This is a genomic window from Paraburkholderia acidipaludis NBRC 101816 (assembly GCF_000684975.1).
Taxonomy (GTDB): domain Bacteria; phylum Pseudomonadota; class Gammaproteobacteria; order Burkholderiales; family Burkholderiaceae; genus Paraburkholderia; species Paraburkholderia acidipaludis.
Map to the genome: position 1 here is coordinate 279,871 of NZ_BAXZ01000003.1, position 17,709 is coordinate 297,579.

Genomic DNA, 17,709 nt, shown 5'->3' on the forward strand with positions numbered 1-17,709 from the left:
TTTCCATATTGCAATGCATGGTGTTGTGCCACGCAGCACGATTTTTTACGACGCAAAAAATTTTTTCGTATCGTGAAATTTGTACCGGGGCAAAAAAAAGACCGGTGACGGAGCACCGGTCTTTTGCATGTCGCTACGCAGGTACGCCGAGGCGGCGCCTGCGCATCAGGCGGAAATCAGCTGTCGCGACGGGCGCCACGCGGGCCGTCGTTGCGGCGCGCGCCATAGCCTTCGCGCGAGCGGCCGTAGCCATCGCCACGCGGCTGGCCGTAGCCGCCGCGGTTGCCGCCTTCGCCGCGCGAGGCGCCGTAGCCTTCACGCGACTGGCCGCCGTAGCCGCCACGCGCGCCTTCGGACTTGCCCTGCCAGCCGCCGCTGTTGCCATTGCCGCCCTGGCCGCCATTGCCACGGCTGCCGTAGCCGCCGCCCGGCTTGCCGCCGCCGTTGCCGAAGCGCCGGCCGTTACCGCCGCCATTGCCGCCCGGACGGCCGCGGCCGCCAAAGCCGCGATTGGCCGGCGGCGCCTTGCGCGGCTCGAACCCTTCGATCACGTTCACCGGCAGCGGCGAGCGCACGAAGCGTTCGATGCGCTTGAGCGCGCCTTGCTCGGCGTGGTGCACGAGGCTCACCGCCACGCCCGAACGGCCCGCGCGGCCCGTGCGGCCGATACGGTGCACGTAGTCTTCCGCGAACTTCGGCAGGTCGTAGTTGAAGACGTGCGTGATGCCGGGGATGTCGATGCCGCGCGCCGCCACGTCGGTCGCCACGAGCACGCGCACGCGGCGCTCGCGCAGCGCACGGATCGTGCGGTTGCGCGCGCCTTGCGGCAGGTCGCCGTGCAGCGCGGCGGTTTCGAAGCCCGCGTCGGCAAGCTTGCCGGCCAGCTGGTCGGCGTCCATCTTCGTGGCCGTAAACACCACGGCCTGGTCGAGGCTCTCGTCGCGCAGCAGGTGGTCGAGCAGGCGATCCTTGTGGTCGCGGTCGTCGACGTAGTGCACGGTCTGCGCGATGTTCGAGTTCGCTTCGACCTTGCGCACGATCTCGATGCGCTCCGGGTCCTTCAGCAGACGGCCCGTGATCGAGGCGATCTTGCCGTCGAGCGTGGCCGAAAACAGCATGGTCTGACGCGACGCGGGCGTGGCGGCGACGATCGTCTCGATGTCGTCGATGAAGCCCATGTCCAGCATGCGGTCGGCTTCGTCGAGGACGAGCATCTTCAGTTCCGAGAGGTCGATGCGGCCGCGCTCGAGGTGATCGAGCAGACGGCCCGGCGTCGCGACGAGGATCTCGGGGTTCTTGGCGAGCAGCATGAGCTGCTGGCCGTAGGCCACGCCGCCGAGAATGCTCACGGTGCGCAGGCGGCGCAGATGCTTGCCGTAGGTCGATGCGGCCGTGGTCACCTGCATGGCGAGCTCACGCGTGGGCGTGAGGACGAGGAGACCGGGGCGCGCGACCGGCTGCGGACGGCGCTGGCGGCGATCGCCCTGGCCTTGTTGTTGACCTTGCGGACGCGGCTCGCGCGGCTGGGCGGCCTGGGTCTTCTGGATCTGCGCGAAGCGCTCGATCGCGGGCAGCATGAAGGCGGCGGTCTTGCCCGAACCGGTCGGGCTCGAGACCAGCAGGTCGCGGCCGGCGATGGCCGCGGGGATGGCGCGTTCCTGCACCGGCGTGGGCGCCTTGTAGCCCGCTGCCGTCAGCGCGGAGACGATCTCCGGCGACAGGCCGAGCGACGCAAACGTCGGGCCTTCGGGGGTGTCGGCGGCTTGCGCGGGGGCGTCAGCGGCGTCGAGACCGAGGGCTTCGTTGGCGATTGCGTCGAGAGGGCTTTGGGTAATGCTCGAAGTCATGAAAATCCTTGGTGAAACAGGAAATAGAACGTCGGCGCCAATCGGCATACCCAAGTCGTCGGATTTTGCGAACAAATCGAAAAACGGGGGCAATCCGCCACAGTGGCGGATTTTTGTTAGAAGCTGTTTCGAATGCGGCGCACCGAAATTGGTTTGCCGCCAGCCTGATACATGACAGCCTCTACACAGAAGAGGCCAAGGCAGGAGGGGACAGGTTCTAAACTGGATTGGAGCTTAACGCTACGAGGCGCGTTGCCGGCCGGCCTCAGCAGGGCTGAGGGGCGCAAAACACAGCGCAGCGCGCATTATAGCGGATTTTGTTGCGCTGCGCCAGAGCCATGTGCGCAAGGAGCTTGCGTGTGCGGCTGAGCGGTGGCAAGCGGCTCGCCGGCCCTGGCGCGCCGCCTTGAGCGATTTTCAGCTCGCCGTGCCGTTCTTGAGGGATTCGACGAGCTCGACGTACTGCGTTTTCGCGGCGTCCTGTGCCGTGCCTTGCAGCGCGGCCCACGCTTCGTACTTGTATTTGCCGACGATATCGGTGAAGCCCGGCTTGTCGCCGTGGACGTCGCCATCGGTCGCCTGCTTGAAAAGCGCATAGAGACGCAGCAGCGTCAGGTTGCCGGGTCGTTCCGGCAGTTGCTGCACGTCGGTCTGGGCTTGCTCGAAACGGGCGCTTATGTCGCTCATGTTTTTTTCCTCCACTGATTTTTTAACGGGAACAGCGCGCCGATGGTAGCAGCGCATACCGCGAGGCGGCTGGAGCGATTCCTCCAGAGATCGACGGGAACTGCGGCAGAGGCCGCGATCGTGGTGGCGGGGCGTACTTTGTCCGCACGGATCGTGCCCGGCGTGGGAGAGCGCGGGGCGCGGCATTACAATAGCGGTCATGACCGACATCGTGCTGCTTGCCCTCGATACCTCGACCGAATTCTGCTCGGTCGCGCTGTTGCACGCCGTGGCCCCCGGCGACGGCAACCGCCTTTCCGATCCTTGCGCCGAAGTGGCGGTGTGGGTGCGCCATGAGGCCACCGGCGCCGTGTCCAGTACGCGCCTTTTGCCGGCGGTCGGTGAGGTGCTGGCCGAAGCCGGACTCGCGCTCGCGGACTGCGATGCGATTGCCTTCGGCTCGGGCCCCGGCTCGTTTACGGGGCTGCGCACGGCGACGGGCGTCGCGCAGGGGCTCGCATTCGGGCTCGACATTCCCGTGGTGCCGGTGGGCACGCTGCTCGTCTGCGCCGAGAGCGCGCGGCTGCACGATCCCGCGGCGACGCGCGTGCTCGCCGCGCTCGACGCGCGCATGGACGAGGCCTACTGGGCCGAATACGAATGGGATGCGGCGGCGAGCGACTGGCGCACGCTGCAGCCCGCGTCGCTCGACGCGCCCGAACGCATCGCCACGCCCGCCGCGCCGTTCACGCTGGCAGGCAACGCCGCGGCGGCGTTCGGCACGCGCCTTCCGGCCGCCGCGGCGGCCCGCTCGATCGACGCCGAAGCGCTGCCCCACGCGCTGCCGCTCGCGCACGCCGCGCTGCGCGCGTTTCGCGCGGGCCGCACGCTGCGCGCCGACGAGGCCGCGCCTGAATACGTGCGCAACAAGGTCGCGCAGACCACGGCCGAGCGGCTCGCCGCCAAGGCGTCGGGCGAGGGCGGTCGATGAGCGGTGTGCTGATGACCGACCGCTACCTGTCGCCGATGACCGAGAGCGACCTCGACGAGGTCGCTGTCATCGAAAAGTCCGCTTACGAGTTTCCGTGGTCGCGCGGCAACTTCGAAGATTCCCTGCGCAACGGCTATTTCGGCGTGTGCATGCGCCACGTGACCGGGACGCTGATCGGCTATTGCGTCCTGATGCCGGTGGTGGACGAAATGCATCTGCTGAATCTGTGCGTTGCGCCGGCCGCGCAGGGAGCCGGCGCCGGGCTCACGCTCCTGCGCGAGGCCGTGCGGATTGCGCATGCGGAACGGCTGGAAGGACTGCTGCTCGAAGTGCGGCCTTCGAACTATCGGGCGATACGCCTCTACGAGCAATTCGGCTTCGTGACCATCGGGCGCCGCAAGAACTACTATCCGGCCTGGCATCACACCCGCGAGGACGCGATCGTGATGCGTTTTTCTTTTGCAGAGGAGGGTGCGGATGGCGCTCGATGAGTTCGCGCTGGCAGAACTGGGACTGTCGCCGCGCTGGGTGAGCAAGGGGGCGCGGGCGACGGCCGCCGGCGTGGTGCAGACCGGCGAAGAGACACAGGTGGCCGGGCCGGCTGGCGTGCCGGCGCAGCCGGAAGCGACGCTCGAACCGCCCGAACCGCTCGACCCGCCCGGCGCGGTGGAACCGAACGTCGTTGCGCCGGAGCCGTCCGAAAGCCGCACACCGGAGCGCGTGCCGCCGCGGGCTTCCGCTGCTGCGGTTCGCGACCCGGCCGCGCCTTCCGCCGAGGCTCACGCCGCGCCTGCCCCGCCGACGCTCGACGAACCGCCGCCGCTCACCGAGGACGACTTCGGGTGGTTCGACGCCGCGCCCGTACCGGCCGAGCCGTCCGTCCCGTCACCCGCACCTGGCAACGACGTAGCGACGCTGGACTGGGATACCCTGGCCGAACGCGTTGCGGGTTGCACGCGCTGCCGGCTGTGCGAGAAGCGCACGAACACGGTGTTCGGCGTCGGCAATCGCGAGGCCGACTGGATGGTGATAGGCGAAGCGCCGGGCGAGAACGAGGACCGTCAGGGCGAGCCGTTCGTCGGCCAGGCGGGCAAGCTGCTCGACAACATGCTGCGCGCGCTGTCGCTCTCGCGCGTCGAGAACGTCTACATCGCGAACGTGCTCAAGTGCCGTCCGCCCGGCAACCGCAATCCCGAGCCGGACGAAGTCGCGCGCTGCGAGCCGTACCTCAAGCGTCAGGTCGCGCTCGTCAAGCCGAAGATCATCATTGCCATGGGCCGTTTCGCCGCGCAGAGCCTGCTGAAGTCCGAGGGCAGCATTGCCTCGATGCGCGGGCGCGTGCACGAGTACGAAGGCGTGCCCGTGATCGTGACCTACCATCCCGCGTATCTGCTGCGCAGCCTGCAGGACAAGTCGAAGGCGTGGGCCGATCTCTGTCTCGCGCGCGATACCTGGCGCGCGGCCGGCGGCGGCCAATGAACGTTGCGCCGCTCGCGGACGGCCCCGGCAGCATCGTCGCCGGCCGTCTCGACGGGCTGACCGATCCGGCAGTGCGCGATCTTGCGTGGCTGCTCTTTAGTCCCGGTTTGCTGCGCGAACAGCTCCCGCTCGCACCGCTTGCCACGCCGTGGGCGCATGCCGACGAGGCGCTCGCGGCGGCGCACTGGCTCTCCCGGCTCGACCGCGACCCGGCGCCGTTGCGCGATGCGCTCGAGCGCACCCCTCTCACGCGTCTTGGCCGCTATGCCGAAGCCTTGCTCGGCTGGTTCCTGGCATTCGGCCCGGCAGCGCGGCTCGTCGCGGCAAGTGTGCCGTTGCGGCAAGCGGGGCGCACGCTTGGCGAGTGCGATTTTCTCCTCGAAAGTTCGGACGGACGGCGGCTGCACTGGGAACTGGCGGTCAAGTGCTACCTGCACGCCGGCGGCCCCGACGCGACGCTTGCCGATTTCGTCGGCCCCAATCTGCGCGACCGCTTCGATCGCAAGCGCGCGCATCTCGTGAACCACCAGATGCGGCTTAGCGCCAGCGAGGAATTTGCGTCGCTTGGGTATGCCGGGCCGTGGCTCGCGCAGATGTTCGTTAAAGGCTGGCTCTTCTATCGGGCGGATGTCGGAGCGCAGGTTTTGCAGGGCGAACCGCCCGAACTCGCGCCGGACCATACGCGCGGCTGGTGGGTCACTCGCGCGGACTGGCCGGCATTCGCAGCGCAACAGCGTGCCGTCGGCTGGAGCGTGTTGCCGCGCCTCGCGTGGCTGGCGCCAAGACGGCTTGCCGCGGAGCGGGCCGGGGTGGCGGAAGGAACCGGGGCAGTGCCGCCAGTGGACACGGCGACTGCCGGCTCGGGCGCGCGAGGTGCCATTGCGCCGCCGGTCGATCCGGACATCTTGTTCGACCACGTATTACGTCGCGACGAACCTGTGATGGTCGTCGCATTCGCCGCCGACGGAGCGCATGGCTATGCCGAGCAGTCGCGCGGTTTCATCGTCCCCGACGATTGGCCGGCGCGCGCTCAGGCCTTCGCGCGCGCCTGACGGGCGGCGCCTCGCGCGCCGCCGCTTACCACCAGCGATGGAAGTGATGCACGGGCCCGACGCCGTGGCCGACGTCGAGGCGCTTGCTCGCTTCGAGCGCGCCCGTGAGGTACTGCTTGGCGTCCGCGACGGCCTCGGCGAGGTTCGCGCGCTGCGGCCACAGGGCCGCGATCGCGGAAGACAGCGTGCAGCCGGTGCCGTGCGTATTGGTCACCGGCACGCGCCGGCCGGCAAGGCGCAGCGTGCCGCTCTCCTCGATGAGCCAGTCCGGGCTGTCCGCGCCGCCCAGATGGCCGCCCTTCATGAGCACGGCCCGCGCCCCGAGTGCGCGCAGGGCCTCGCCTTGCTCGACCATCGCCGCTTCGTCGGCGGCCGGCGCGACGCCCAGCAACGCCGCGGCCTCGGGCAGGTTCGGCGTAACGATGCCCGCGAGCGGCAGCAGTTCCTCGCGCAGCGCCGCGACGGCTTCAGGCGCGAGCAGCGCGTGGTTGCTCTTCGAAATCATGACCGTGTCGAGCACGACGCGGTGCGGCCGGTGGCGGCGCAGCGCGTCGGCCACGGCGCGCACGATCGGCGCGTTGGCCAGCATGCCGATCTTCACGGCGTCGATGCGGATGTCCTCGAAGACGGCGTCGAGCTGCGCCGTGACGAATGCCGGATCGGGCGCGTGGATTGCCGTGACGCCGCGCGTGTTCTGCGCGGTGAGCGCGGTGATGACGCTGGCGCCGTACGCGCCGAGCGCCGAGAACGCTTTGAGATCGGCCTGAATGCCGGCGCCGCCGCCCGAATCGGAGCCGGCGATCGTGAGGACGTTGGGAATCGATGAGGTCATGGCAGCGTGAAAGATGGGCACGGCGAGACGGGCACGGCGCGCACCGCGCACGCTCAGAATGGGCAGAGCAGACGAATCGGGGAGTCAGTGCCCGTGATTTTCGCCGATCAGCGCGACCGAGTCGAACGCGCGCTGATTGGCCTGGTGGCGGCGCATCACGAGCCACATCATGAGACAGACGAAGGTGCCGAACAGCACGATCACGATGGTCACCGGCACGTCGAGCCAGACGAGCACGGCATAGAGGCAGAGCATGACGAGCACCGAAAGGTTCTCGTTGAAATTCTGCACGGCGATGGAGTGGCCCGCGGAAAGCAGGACGTGACCGCGGTGCTGCAGGAGCGCATTCATCGGCACGACGAAATAGCCAGAGAGGCCGCCCACCACCATCAGGAAGAGATAGGCGAACAGCAGGTAGCCGGAGACGTGCAGATGGCCGAGACGCAGGCCCCAGTGCGGCGGAAACAGGTTGCGCGTGTAGAAGGCCATGAGCATGACGGCGATGCCCATGATGATGCCGACGGGCAGCACCGAAAGCGACTTCTTGAGCGGCACGCGGGCGGCGGCGATCACCGCTCCCACGGCGACGCCCGCGGCGACGACCGCCTGCAGGATCGCGCCTTCCGAGAGCGACATGCCGAGCGACACCTCGGCCCACTTGAGCACGATGAACTGCAGCGTGGCGCCTGCGCCCCAGAAGAGCGTCGTGACGGCGAGCGAGATCTGGCCGAGCTTGTCGCGCCAGAGGACCTGGAAGCAGTCGGCGAAATCGGTGATGAGGCGGATGGGGCCGTGTTCCTGGCGCGGATAGCGGGCGCCGGTGTCGGGAATGCGCAGATTGAAGAGGGCGGCGACGACGTAGATGCCCATGATGACGAGCATTGCGGCTTCGGCGGGGGTGTTGACCCAGGCGGGCGTATGTTTGATGACGTGCGAGGCGATGTGAGGGCTGATGAGTGCGCCGCCCAGAACCGTACCGAGGATGATCGAGCCGACTGTCGTGCCCTCGATCCAGCCGTTTGCGGCGACCAGCCGCTCCGGCGGTAGCAATTCCGTCAAGATTCCATATTTGGCCGGCGAATAGGCCGCGGCCCCGAAACCCACCACGCCGTAAGCGAACAGCGGATGCGTGCCGGCCAGCATCGTGGCGCAGCCGATTACCTTGATCGTGTTCGTGATGAACATCACGCGGCCCTTGGGGCGCGAATCAGCAAAGGCACCGACAAAAGCGGCTAGAACCACGTAGGAAAGAACGAAAAACAGCTTGAGCAGCGGCGTCATCCAGTTCGGGGCCTGGAGATCTTTCAGCAGTGCAATTGCAGCGATCAGGAGCGCATTGTCGGCCAACGACGAAAAAAACTGCGCGGCCATGATGGTGTAAAAGCCTTTTTTCATCTGATGCGATGCTGTCCTCGCTGCGGTCCGTCCGCCCCGGACGGGTGGGAGGCATCCGGGCTTATTACGTTCGAAATGGGTTGTGCGCAGGGCTTTATATCATGAAAATAGCTGGGTTCGGACTAGCAGATTCCTTGACGGCCCGGCGCGCCCGGCCTTCCAGGTGCTGAAAACGCACTGTAAGCTCCTGATTCGAAAGCGTCTTTACGAAAATCTCCCATGCCTCGCCCCCTTTCCGCCACGATTCACACCGCCGCACTCGCCAACAATCTCGCAGTCGTCCGCCGGTACGCTCCCAAGTCGAAAATCTGGGCCGTGGTCAAGGCCAATGCCTACGGCCACGGGCTCGCTCGCGCGTTCCCCGGCCTGCGCGCCACGGACGGCTTCGGCCTGCTGGACCTGGAAGAGGCGGTGAAGCTGCGCGAGCTGGGCTGGGCGGGGCCGATCCTGCTGCTGGAAGGCTTTTTCCGGCCTACCGATATCGACGTGATCGACCGCTACAGCCTCACCACGGTCGTGCATTCCGACGAGCAGATGCGCATGCTCGAAATGGCGCGCTTGTCGAAGCCGGTCAACGTCCAGCTCAAGATGAACAGCGGCATGAACCGGCTCGGCTATACGCCGGAGAAGTATCGCGCGGCATGGGAGCGGGCGCGCGCCTGTCCCGGCATCGGCCAGATCACGCTGATGACGCATTTCGCGGATGCCGACACGCCGCGCGGCGTCGGCGAGCAGATGGAGGCGTTCGAGCGCGGCGCGCAGGGCATTGCCGGCGCGCGCAGCCTGGCGAATTCGGCGGCGACGCTCTGGCATCCGGCCGCCCATTTCGACTGGGTGCGGCCCGGCATCGTTCTCTACGGCGCCTCGCCTTCGGGCGTGGCTTCCGCCGTCGACGGCGTCGGCCTGCAGCCGGCCATGACGCTTGCGTCCGAACTGATCGGCACGCAAAACGTCGCCGAGGGCCAGACGGTCGGGTACGGTTCGATTTTCACGGCGCGCAAGCCGATGCGCATCGGCGTCGTGGCGTGCGGCTACGCCGACGGCTATCCGCGCATCGCGCCCGAAGGCACGCCCGTGATCGTCGAGGGCGTGCGTACGCGGGTGGTCGGGCGCGTCTCCATGGACATGCTCACCGTCGACCTGACGCCGGTGCCGAACGCGGGCGTCGGCGCGCGCGTGGAGCTCTGGGGGGCGAACCTGCCGATCGACGACGTTGCGCAGGCCTGCGGCACCGTCGGCTACGAGCTGATGTGCGCAGTGGCGCCGCGCGTGCCGGTGCGGGCGGAATAAGCGTGGCGACCCGCAGCATGGCGAAGGTCAAGACACTGTATACGTGTACCGAGTGTGGCGGGCAGGTACCGAAATGGCAGGGGCAATGCCCCGCGTGCGGGGCCTGGAACACGCTCGTGGAGAGCATTGCCGAACCGGCGGGCGGGCATCGCTTCCAGTCGCTTGCGAAGAGCGCGCCGGTGCGCCGTCTCGCCGACATCGAGGCGTCCGACGTGCCGCGCTTCACCACCGGTGTGGGCGAGTTCGACCGCGTGTTGGGCGGGGGGCTCGTCGCGGGCGGCGTCGTGCTGATCGGCGGGGACCCCGGCATCGGCAAATCGACGCTGCTGCTGCAATCGCTGGCGCAGATCGCGGCCGAGCGCCGCGCGCTCTATGTGAGCGGCGAAGAATCGGCGGCGCAGATTGCGCTGCGTGCGCAACGGCTCGCGCTGCTCGATCCCGGTTCGAAGGCGAGCGAGCTGCAGCTGCTTGCCGAGATCCAGCTGGAAAAAATCCAGGCGACCATCGAGGGCGAGAAGCCCGACGTCGCCGTGATCGACTCGATCCAGACCATCTACTCCGAGGCGCTGACTTCGGCGCCCGGCTCCGTTGCGCAGGTGCGCGAGTGCGCGGCGCAGCTCACGCGCATCGCCAAGCAGTCGGGTACGGCCATCATCATGGTCGGGCACGTCACGAAGGAGGGCAACCTCGCCGGGCCGCGCGTGCTCGAACACATCGTGGACACCGTGCTGTACTTCGAAGGCGATACGCACTCGTCGTTCCGCCTCGTGCGGGCTTTCAAGAACCGCTTCGGCGCGGTCAACGAACTGGGCGTGTTCGCCATGACCGAGCGCGGCCTGCGCGGCGTCGCGAATCCTTCGGCGCTGTTTCTCTCGCAGCACGAACAGAGTGTGCCGGGGTCGTGCGTGCTCGTGACCCAGGAGGGCTCGCGGCCGCTGCTGGTCGAAGTGCAGGCGCTCGTGGATACCGCGCACGTGCCCAACCCGCGGCGTCTTGCGGTCGGGCTCGAGCAGAACCGGCTCGCGTTGCTGCTCGCCGTGCTGCATCGGCACGCGGGCATTGCCTGCTTCGATCAGGATGTGTTCCTCAATGCGGTGGGCGGCGTCAAGATCACCGAACCGGCCGCCGACCTCGCCGTGCTGCTGGCGATTCACTCGTCGATGCGTAACAAGCCGTTGCCCAAGGGCCTGATCGTTTTCGGCGAAGTTGGCCTCGCGGGCGAGATCCGACCCTCGCCGCGCGGGCAGGACCGTCTGAAGGAAGCGGCGAAGCTCGGTTTCTCATGCGCGCTGATTCCGCGCGCCAATGCGCCCAAGCAGCCGATCGACGGCTTGCAGGTGGTTGCCGTCGAGCGCATCGAAGAGGCGATCGACAAGGTCCGCACGCTGGAATGAACCGGGGGCGCAGCACGGCGGGAAAAGGCATTTTCCGCGAACTGGCGCGTAATGATTAGTAACAACCCTGGTACACACTGTAACCTGGTCGATTTCCGGATTGCCTATCCTTGGCCGCATGTTCAACCCGCGTCCAGCGGAAAGGATGGCGTCTTGAAACAGACTGAGATGTCCGCCGGCGATCATTCGATCGTCGTACGCGGCTGCCGGGTTTCCGAGCCGCTCATGCAACCTTGGGGCAGCACTTGCCGCATCGTCGAGTGGATCGACAGCGACGGGCGCATTTCGCGCCGCGTGGTGGCCGGCAACGTCACCGCGGCGCAGGTGCGCAGCACCATTGCGCATCACGTGGAAGGCCGCAAGCACGTGCTCTACGATGACGAACGCGCGCCGCGGCAAACACTGCCGCGCCGCTAGCCAAAAAAATGGGCGCCTTGTGCGTCCATTTTCATTTCCATTCCTTATCTTCGTCGGTAGGTCCGGCGTCTAGCCCCATGGGCCATAGGTGAACGGCTTGTTGCCGTCCGGGCTTCCCGCGCCTGCGCCCGACTGTCCCTGGGTGGCCCCCGTCGCTCTCTGGCCGGTATTGTCTTGCTGCGCTTTCGGCATGCCTGAGGGCGCCACGGCGTTCGCCGCCAGAGCCTGTTGCAGCACATGGGGATTGAAGAGCGGGTGCCTCGCCGCTTCGCCGGGCGTGAGAACCGGCGTGGCGCAGCAGTCGATCGGCTCGAGCCGGTCGATCCACACCTGCAACGGCTCCGCTTCGATGATTGCCGCGAGCTCGCGCGTGAGCGCCGCCGCGTCCGTGCCGCCGATCGCCTGCCCCAGGCTCCAGTGCCGCTCGAGCCAGTCCTCGCGCCCGAGTGCTTTGCAGAGCGCTTGCCAGAACTTCAGCTCAAGTGCGCCAATGGCGAGCCAGCGACCGTCACGGGTACGGTAGAGGTTGTAGCAGGGCACGCCGCCATTGAGCAGGCCGCCGCCGGGCTGAAGGGCGGCCGCATCGTCGTTGGCGAGCGCGACCTGGGCGACCACGTTGTATGCGTAGCTGGCGTGCGCCATCGAGACGTCGATGAAGCGGCCGGCGCCGCCCCGCGCGACCTGCCAGAGCGCCGCGAGAATCTGGGTGACCGCGCTGAGCGCGCCGCCCAGCAGGTCGGCGATCTGGAAGTTGGGCAGCGCGGGCGCACCATCGCGTCCCGCCAACTGGTCGAGCACGCCCGCATAGCCGATGTAGTTCAGATCGTGGCCGGCACGGTCGGAGAACGGGCTGTCGGCGCCATAGCCGCTGATCGCGCAATACACGAGCTTCGGGTTGATGGCGCTGAGCGCTTCGTAACCTGCGCCCAGCCGGGTCATCACGCCGGGCCGGAAGCTCTCGACGAGCACGTCGGCGTCGCGCGCCAGCGCGAGCAGCACCGCGCGCCCGGCTTCGGACTTCAGGTCGAGCCGGGTTTCGCGCTTGCCGCGATTGACGAGGCGGTAGAACGCACCGGGGCGCGCGGCCACTTCGTCGGCGGCGCTCTGCATCATCACGCGGGCGGCGTCGCCTGCGCCGGGCGGCTCGATCTTCAGCACGTCCGCGCCCATCTCGGCGAGCCGCAACGTGGCGACCGGACCAGGCAGCAGCATGGTCAGATCAAGGACGCGCAGGCCCTGCAATGCGGCGGGTGACGACACTCATTTCTCCTTGGCGGGGCGCACGCGCGCCGCGGCTAACCGATCTGCTCCAGCTCTTCGTGTGCGTCGAGCCATTCGGCTTCGAGCGTGTCGAGCCTCGATTGAACTTCGGCCTGACGGCGGATCGCTTCGGTCAGGCGCGTCTTCTGATTGGGCTCGTAGCTGGCGGGGTCGGCGACGAAGGTGTCCAGCGTACCCTTTTCCACGTTGAGCGCGTCCATTTCCTTCTCGATCTTGCCGATCTTCGCCTGTAACGGCTTCTTCAGGTGCGCAAGCTTCTGACGCGTTTCCGCTTCCTGGCGGCGTTGTTCTTTGCGGTTGACGCCCGCGTCCGCCGTGCTTTCGCCCGCTGCGTCCTGCTTGAGCGCCGCGCGTTGTTCGGCGGCATGCTGGAGCAGCCAGTCGCGGTAGTCGTCGAGATCGCCGTCGAAGGGCTGCAGGCGATGCTTCGCGACCAGCATGAACTGGTCCGTGGTGGCGCGCAACAGATGCCGGTCGTGCGAGACGAGGATCAGCGTGCCTTCGAACTGCGCGAGCGCCATCGTCAGCGCGTGGCGCGTTTCGAGGTCGAGGTGGTTGGTCGGTTCGTCGAGCAGCAGCAGATTCGGCTTCTGCCAGATGATCAGCGCGAGCGCGAGGCGCGCCTTTTCACCGCCTGAAAACGGCGCGATAGGCGCCGTTGCCATCTCGCCCGGGAAGTTGAAGCCGCCGAGAAAGTCGCGCAGTTCCTGCTCGCGCGTGTCGGGCGCAAGGCGCGCGAGATGCTGGAGCGGGGAGTCGTCCGGGCGCAGCGTTTCGAGCTGGTGCTGCGCGAAATAGCCGATCTGCAGACCCTTGCCCGTGCGCAGCTCACCCGAGAGCGACGCGAGCGTGCCGGCGAGCGTCTTGATGAGCGTGGATTTGCCCTGGCCGTTGGCGCCGAGGAGGCCGATGCGCTGGCCACTCTGGATCGACAGCGAGACCCGTTCGACTATGGGCGTTTCGCCGCCGTTTTCGGCGCGGTAGCCGCAGCGCACGTCTTCCATCACGAGCATCGGGTTCGGCGCGGAGTCGGGCGTGCGGAACTCGAAGGTGAACGGCGAGCTTGCGTGCGCCGGCGCGATCAGCTCCATCTTCTCCAGCGCCTTGACGCGGCTTTGCGCCTGGCGCGCCTTGGTGGCCTTCGCCTTGAAGCGGTCGATGAAGCTTTGCAGATGCGCGACGGTTCTCTGCTGCTTTTCGTAGGCGTTTTGCTGGAGCGCGAGCTGTTGCGCGCGCAGGATTTCGAATTGCGAGTAATTGCCGCCGTAACGCTTGATCTGCTGGTTCTCCAGATGGAGCGTTACGTTGCAGATCGAATCGAGAAATTCGCGGTCGTGCGAGATCACGACGAGCGTGCCCGGGTAGCGATGCAGCCAGTCTTCCAGCCAGACGATTGCGTCGAGGTCGAGGTGGTTCGTGGGTTCGTCGAGCAGCAGCAGGTCGGAGCGGCACATTAGCGCCTGAGCGAGGTTCAGGCGCATGCGCCAGCCGCCCGAGAAGCTCGCGACCGGCGCGCGCGTTTGTTCCAGCGTGAAGCCGAGGCCGAGCAGCAGCGCTTCAGCGCGCGCCGGGGCCGTATAGCCGTCGGCGTCGGCGAAGGCAGCGTGCGCTTCGGCTTCGGCTGCGCCGTCGTGCGCGGCAGCGGCCGAAGCGATGTGCGCTTCGATCTCGCGCAGCGCCGCGTCGCCGTCGAGCGTGTAGTCGAGCGCGCTGCGATCGACCGCGGGTGTTTCCTGCGCCACGTGCGCGATGCGCCAGGACGGCGGCAGCGAGAAGTCTCCCGCGTCGGCGTGCAACTCGCCGCGCAGCACGGCGAAAAGGGTCGATTTGCCCGCGCCGTTCGCGCCGACGAGACCGGCCTTTTCGCCGGGGTTCAGCGTGAACGAGGTCTGGTCGAAAAGCGGCTTGGTGCCGCGGGCAAGACTGAATTGATTGAAGCGGATCACAGCGGCGCCAGCATGGGGAAAACGCTATTTTAGACTGCACGGCCCGTGCGCCGGCATCTGCCGTCAGGCCAGGGTGTGTCGCGCTTTGTTTCTCACGTAGACTGGCGCTTTGCTACGGGAGACCACAGATGCCTTCGATCTATTCGTTTTCGGCCCAGCCCTTGGGCGGCGCCGCGCCGGTGAGCCTCGAAAGCTACGCGGGCAAGGTGCTGCTCATCGTCAACACGGCGAGCGAGTGCGGGTTCACGCCGCAATACACAGGGCTGCAGAAGCTGTACGACGACTACGCCACGCGCGGGCTCGCGGTGCTGGGCTTTCCCTGCAACCAGTTCGGCAAGCAGGAGCCGGGCGATTCGGCACAGATCGGCAGTTTCTGCGAGAAGAACTACGGCGTCACGTTTCCGATGTTCGACAAGATCGACGTGAACGGGGCGAACGCGCATCCGCTCTATCGCTGGCTCACGGGCGAGGCGCCGGGCCTGCTCGGACTCGAGGCGATCAAGTGGAACTTCACGAAATTCCTCGTGGACCGCAACGGCAAAGTGGTGAAGCGCTACGCGCCGGTCACGAAGCCCGAGGTAATCGCGGCAGACATCGAAAAGCTACTGTAGGGCGCGCGGCCGAAGCCGGCGCGGCTAGAGAATCGGCGCGAACAGGCGCGCGAGATGCATCGCGATCTTGCGCCACCAGGGCGCGTTGCGGTATTCGTTGCGGTCGATCTCGATCGTTTCCGCGAAGTCGCGCAGCAGCATCGATTCGACCTCGGCGGCAAAACCGCGGTGGACCGTGAGCACCATGATCTCGAAGTTCAGGCGGAACGAGCGGTTGTCGAGATTCGCGCTGCCGATCGCCGCGGCCATGTCGTCGATCAGCACGACCTTCTGGTGCAGGAAGCCCGGCTGGTAGCGGAAGATGCGGATGCCCGCGCGGATCGCGTCGAAAGCGTAGAGCGTCGAAGCTTCGAACACCACATAGTGGTCGCGCCGGCTCGGGATCATGATGCGCACGTCCACGCCACGCAGCGCGGCAAGCCGCAGCGCCGAGAGCACGGCTTCGTCGGGCACGAGGTAGGGCGTGGTGATCCACAGGCGCCGTTGCGCGGCGTTGATCGCCTCGACGAAAAAGAGCGAGCAGGTTTCCTGGCGGTCGGCCGGGCCGGTCGGCATGACGAGGCAAGGCATGTTGTCGTCCAGCGCCGCGACGCCGGGCGGCTCGCACCCCGGCAACTCCTGGGTGGCCCAGTACCAGTCTTCGGTGAAGACGAACTGGATGTTGGCCACGGCCGGACCGCGCACTTCGATGTGCGTGTCGCGCCACGGCGAGAGCGGCGGCTTCGCGCCCAGATACTCCACGCCCACGTTGTGCCCGCCCACGAACGCGCGCTCGCCGTCCACCACGACGATCTTGCGGTGATTGCGGAAGTTGAGCTGGAAACGGTTGACGAAGTGGCGCTTCGTCGAGAACGGATGCACGACCACACCGGCCGCGCGCAGCTCGTGCACGTAGCTGGCGGGCAGGTCGAAGCTGCCGATGCTGTCGTAGAGGAAGAAGGCGCGCACGCCGCGCGCCGTGCACTGGACGAGCGTGTCCTTCAGCATGTCGCCGAGCGCGTCGTCGCGCACGATGAAGAACTGCACGATGACGTAATGCTTTGCCTGTTCGATGGCGTCGAAGATCGCGCCGAACGTCGCTTCGCCGTTGACCAGCGTGCGCACCGAATTGCCGGGCACGAGCGGCATGCCGCCCAGGTGGGCCATCGTGCGGATCATGCGCGCGCCGGGCTCGTGGTCGGGCGAGGCGCCATCATGGCGCGGCTTGTCCCGCTCCGGGGTGTGGGCGCGCTCGCGCAGGTTCTCGTTGCGCAGCCGCCGCGCATCGACGTAACCCTCGAACTTGCTGCGCCCGAGAAACAGATACGGGATCAACGTGAAATACGGCATGGTCGCGAGCGAGACCGCCCACGCGATCGCACCCTGCGAGGTGCGCGTATTCATGATGGCGTGGCAAGCCGCGGCAAGTCCAAGCAGGTGGATGACCGCGAGCAGGGGGCCGAGTTGTGACCAGTCGAATCGCATAGGGACGCTTGACGGCGGGAAAGCCAGGAGCGCCGGAAGACGCTGAAGCGCGGTAGCGGGGAAACAATCATATTACCGAACCCGCTCGATGCGAGGCTAACGCGCGGCGTGGGACGCGCGCGTGCCGTCAATCCGCGATGGTCAGACCGGCAGATCGGCCGCCTGGATCAGGAATACCTGGTCGTCGCCCGCGCTCGTCGAGAGCCAGACGAGGTCGAGGCCGCCGAATGCCGCCTCGACGTTCGCCCGCTCGTTGCCGATCTCCACCACGAGCACGCCTTCGTCGGTCAGCCAGTTGCGCGCCTGCCCGATGATGCGGCGCACGATGTCCATGCCGTCCGCGCCGCCGGCCAGCGCCATTTCCGGCTCATGGCGGTATTCGGGCGGCAGCGCCTGCATCGACTCGGCGTTCACGTACGGGGGGTTCGTGACGATCACGTCGTAACGACGCTCGGGCAGCGGCGCGAAGAGGTCGCCTTCGAAGAGCGCGATCTGGTCGTCGAGGCCGTGCTCCTCGACGTTGCGACGCGCCACTTCGAGTGCGGGCGCCGACAGATCGACGGCGTCGATGTCGGCGTTCGGGAAGGCATGCGCGGCGAGAATCGCGAGGCTGGCCGACCCCGTGCATAGCTCGAGCACCGCGCCCACTTGTTCGGGGTCCTCGACATAGGGCTGCAGGCCGTCTTCGAGCAGTTCGCCGATGAACGAACGCGGCACGATCACGCGCTCATCCACATAGAAACGCAGGCCGTGCATCCAGGCTTCCTGCGTGATGTACGCGGCCGGCACGCGCTCGGTGGCGCGGCGCTCGATCACGGCGAGCACCGTATCGACTTCTTCGCTCGTCAGGCGGGCGTCGAGGAACGGGTCCAGCAGGTCGAGCGGCAGATGCAGCGTGTGCAGGACCAGGTAGGCCGCTTCGTCGTAGGCGTTGGTGGTGCCGTGGCCGAAGGCCAGCTGGGCGCTCGTGAAACGCGTGACAGCGTAGCGCAGCAGGTCGCGCACGGTCGAGAAGGTGGTCGTCAGCGGATGGGGCATGGTGGA

Annotated in this window: 16 protein-coding genes; 8 read left to right on the plus strand and 8 right to left on the minus strand. The window is 67.2% G+C overall.

Annotation, left to right across the window (positions count from 1 at the left end):
- Positions 1 to 176: 176 nt before the first annotated feature.
- Both BAC01S_RS03920 and BAC01S_RS03925 read right to left on the minus strand, forming a co-directional pair.
- The gene (locus tag BAC01S_RS03920) at positions 177 to 1,847 is read right to left on the minus strand and encodes a DEAD/DEAH box helicase (RefSeq protein ID WP_027793585.1); all 1,671 of its coding nucleotides are present in this window, start codon (positions 1,845 to 1,847) and stop codon (positions 177 to 179) included.
- A 417-nt stretch (positions 1,848 to 2,264) separates the two neighbouring features.
- A complete protein-coding gene (locus BAC01S_RS03925; protein ID WP_027793586.1) occupies positions 2,265 to 2,534 on the minus strand; it encodes an acyl-CoA-binding protein in 270 nt (89 codons plus the stop codon).
- A 199-nt stretch (positions 2,535 to 2,733) separates the two neighbouring features.
- Between BAC01S_RS03925 and tsaB the strand changes: the two genes are divergently transcribed.
- The 4 genes from tsaB to BAC01S_RS03945 are packed head-to-tail and all read left to right on the plus strand — an operon-like array spanning position 2,734 to position 6,035.
- Complete coding sequence (tsaB, locus tag BAC01S_RS30220) at positions 2,734 to 3,504, plus strand: tRNA (adenosine(37)-N6)-threonylcarbamoyltransferase complex dimerization subunit type 1 TsaB (RefSeq protein ID WP_043201075.1); 771 nt, start codon at positions 2,734 to 2,736, stop codon at positions 3,502 to 3,504.
- A complete protein-coding gene (rimI, locus tag BAC01S_RS03935) occupies positions 3,501 to 3,995 on the plus strand; it encodes a ribosomal protein S18-alanine N-acetyltransferase (RefSeq protein WP_027793587.1) in 495 nt (164 codons plus the stop codon). Before tsaB ends, rimI begins: the two co-directional genes overlap by 4 nt.
- Positions 3,982 to 4,983 (plus strand): uracil-DNA glycosylase, encoded by a 1,002-nt coding sequence (locus BAC01S_RS03940; RefSeq protein ID WP_027793588.1) that lies wholly within the window; start codon positions 3,982 to 3,984, stop codon positions 4,981 to 4,983. Before rimI ends, BAC01S_RS03940 begins: the two co-directional genes overlap by 14 nt.
- Positions 4,980 to 6,035, plus strand: a complete 1,056-nt coding sequence (locus BAC01S_RS03945; RefSeq protein ID WP_043201079.1) for a DUF1853 family protein — start codon at positions 4,980 to 4,982, stop codon at positions 6,033 to 6,035. Before BAC01S_RS03940 ends, BAC01S_RS03945 begins: the two co-directional genes overlap by 4 nt.
- A 25-nt stretch (positions 6,036 to 6,060) precedes the next feature.
- Here BAC01S_RS03945 and thiD read toward each other — a convergent pair whose 3' ends face one another.
- Complete coding sequence (gene thiD, locus BAC01S_RS03950; RefSeq protein WP_027793590.1) at positions 6,061 to 6,867, minus strand: bifunctional hydroxymethylpyrimidine kinase/phosphomethylpyrimidine kinase; 807 nt, start codon at positions 6,865 to 6,867, stop codon at positions 6,061 to 6,063.
- A gap of 84 nt (positions 6,868 to 6,951) precedes the next feature.
- Positions 6,952 to 8,262, minus strand: a complete 1,311-nt coding sequence (lplT, locus tag BAC01S_RS03955) for a lysophospholipid transporter LplT (RefSeq protein ID WP_027793591.1) — start codon at positions 8,260 to 8,262, stop codon at positions 6,952 to 6,954.
- A gap of 219 nt (positions 8,263 to 8,481) precedes the next feature.
- On the opposite strand from lplT, the gene alr reads away from it, so the two are divergent.
- From alr to BAC01S_RS03970, 3 genes are all read left to right on the plus strand, one after another.
- Entirely contained in the window at positions 8,482 to 9,552 is a 1,071-nt protein-coding gene (gene alr, locus BAC01S_RS03960) for an alanine racemase (protein WP_027793592.1), read from the plus strand.
- A 17-nt stretch (positions 9,553 to 9,569) separates the two neighbouring features.
- The gene (gene radA / locus BAC01S_RS03965) at positions 9,570 to 10,946 is read left to right on the plus strand and encodes a DNA repair protein RadA (RefSeq protein WP_027793593.1); all 1,377 of its coding nucleotides are present in this window, start codon (positions 9,570 to 9,572) and stop codon (positions 10,944 to 10,946) included.
- A gap of 168 nt (positions 10,947 to 11,114) precedes the next feature.
- Positions 11,115 to 11,363, plus strand: coding sequence for a DUF2866 domain-containing protein (locus BAC01S_RS03970; RefSeq protein WP_156954313.1), 249 nt, complete (start codon positions 11,115 to 11,117; stop codon positions 11,361 to 11,363).
- A gap of 69 nt (positions 11,364 to 11,432) precedes the next feature.
- Here BAC01S_RS03970 and BAC01S_RS30225 read toward each other — a convergent pair whose 3' ends face one another.
- Positions 11,433 to 12,605: a CaiB/BaiF CoA transferase family protein gene (locus tag BAC01S_RS30225; RefSeq protein ID WP_084168170.1), complete on the minus strand. Its 1,173-nt coding sequence runs from the start codon at positions 12,603 to 12,605 to the stop codon at positions 11,433 to 11,435.
- A 53-nt stretch (positions 12,606 to 12,658) separates the two neighbouring features.
- Entirely contained in the window at positions 12,659 to 14,590 is a 1,932-nt protein-coding gene (locus tag BAC01S_RS03980) for an ATP-binding cassette domain-containing protein (protein WP_027793595.1), read from the minus strand.
- A 128-nt stretch (positions 14,591 to 14,718) separates the two neighbouring features.
- Here BAC01S_RS03980 and BAC01S_RS03985 point away from each other — a divergent pair, with 128 nt between their 5' ends.
- Positions 14,719 to 15,201 (plus strand): glutathione peroxidase, encoded by a 483-nt coding sequence (locus tag BAC01S_RS03985; protein ID WP_027793596.1) that lies wholly within the window; start codon positions 14,719 to 14,721, stop codon positions 15,199 to 15,201.
- Positions 15,202 to 15,225: 24 nt separating this feature from the next.
- Here BAC01S_RS03985 and cls read toward each other — a convergent pair whose 3' ends face one another.
- Both cls and prmB read right to left on the minus strand, forming a co-directional pair.
- A complete protein-coding gene (cls, locus tag BAC01S_RS03990; RefSeq protein ID WP_027793597.1) occupies positions 15,226 to 16,665 on the minus strand; it encodes a cardiolipin synthase in 1,440 nt (479 codons plus the stop codon).
- A 141-nt stretch (positions 16,666 to 16,806) separates the two neighbouring features.
- Positions 16,807 to 17,691 (minus strand): 50S ribosomal protein L3 N(5)-glutamine methyltransferase, encoded by an 885-nt coding sequence (gene prmB / locus BAC01S_RS03995; RefSeq protein WP_027793598.1) that lies wholly within the window; start codon positions 17,689 to 17,691, stop codon positions 16,807 to 16,809.
- Positions 17,692 to 17,709 lie beyond the last annotated feature (18 nt).

Excerpts from the sequence above, each read along its gene's own strand:
- lplT (WP_027793591.1), bottom strand. The coding sequence starts at position 8,262 with ATGAAAAAAGGCTTTTACACCATCATGGCCGCGCAGTTTTTTTCGTCG.
- radA (WP_027793593.1), top strand. The coding sequence starts at position 9,570 with ATGGCGAAGGTCAAGACACTGTATACGTGTACCGAGTGTGGCGGGCAG.
- BAC01S_RS03925 (WP_027793586.1), bottom strand. The coding sequence starts at position 2,534 with ATGAGCGACATAAGCGCCCGTTTCGAGCAAGCCCAGACCGACGTGCAG.
- thiD (WP_027793590.1), bottom strand. The coding sequence starts at position 6,867 with ATGACCTCATCGATTCCCAACGTCCTCACGATCGCCGGCTCCGATTCG.
- alr (WP_027793592.1), top strand. The coding sequence starts at position 8,482 with ATGCCTCGCCCCCTTTCCGCCACGATTCACACCGCCGCACTCGCCAAC.
- rimI (WP_027793587.1), top strand. The coding sequence starts at position 3,501 with ATGAGCGGTGTGCTGATGACCGACCGCTACCTGTCGCCGATGACCGAG.
- BAC01S_RS03920 (WP_027793585.1), bottom strand. The coding sequence starts at position 1,847 with ATGACTTCGAGCATTACCCAAAGCCCTCTCGACGCAATCGCCAACGAA.
- tsaB (WP_043201075.1), top strand. The coding sequence starts at position 2,734 with ATGACCGACATCGTGCTGCTTGCCCTCGATACCTCGACCGAATTCTGC.
- BAC01S_RS03940 (WP_027793588.1), top strand. The coding sequence starts at position 3,982 with ATGGCGCTCGATGAGTTCGCGCTGGCAGAACTGGGACTGTCGCCGCGC.
- BAC01S_RS03985 (WP_027793596.1), top strand. The coding sequence starts at position 14,719 with ATGCCTTCGATCTATTCGTTTTCGGCCCAGCCCTTGGGCGGCGCCGCG.
- BAC01S_RS03970 (WP_156954313.1), top strand. The coding sequence starts at position 11,115 with ATGTCCGCCGGCGATCATTCGATCGTCGTACGCGGCTGCCGGGTTTCC.
- cls (WP_027793597.1), bottom strand. The coding sequence starts at position 16,665 with ATGCGATTCGACTGGTCACAACTCGGCCCCCTGCTCGCGGTCATCCAC.
- BAC01S_RS03945 (WP_043201079.1), top strand. The coding sequence starts at position 4,980 with ATGAACGTTGCGCCGCTCGCGGACGGCCCCGGCAGCATCGTCGCCGGC.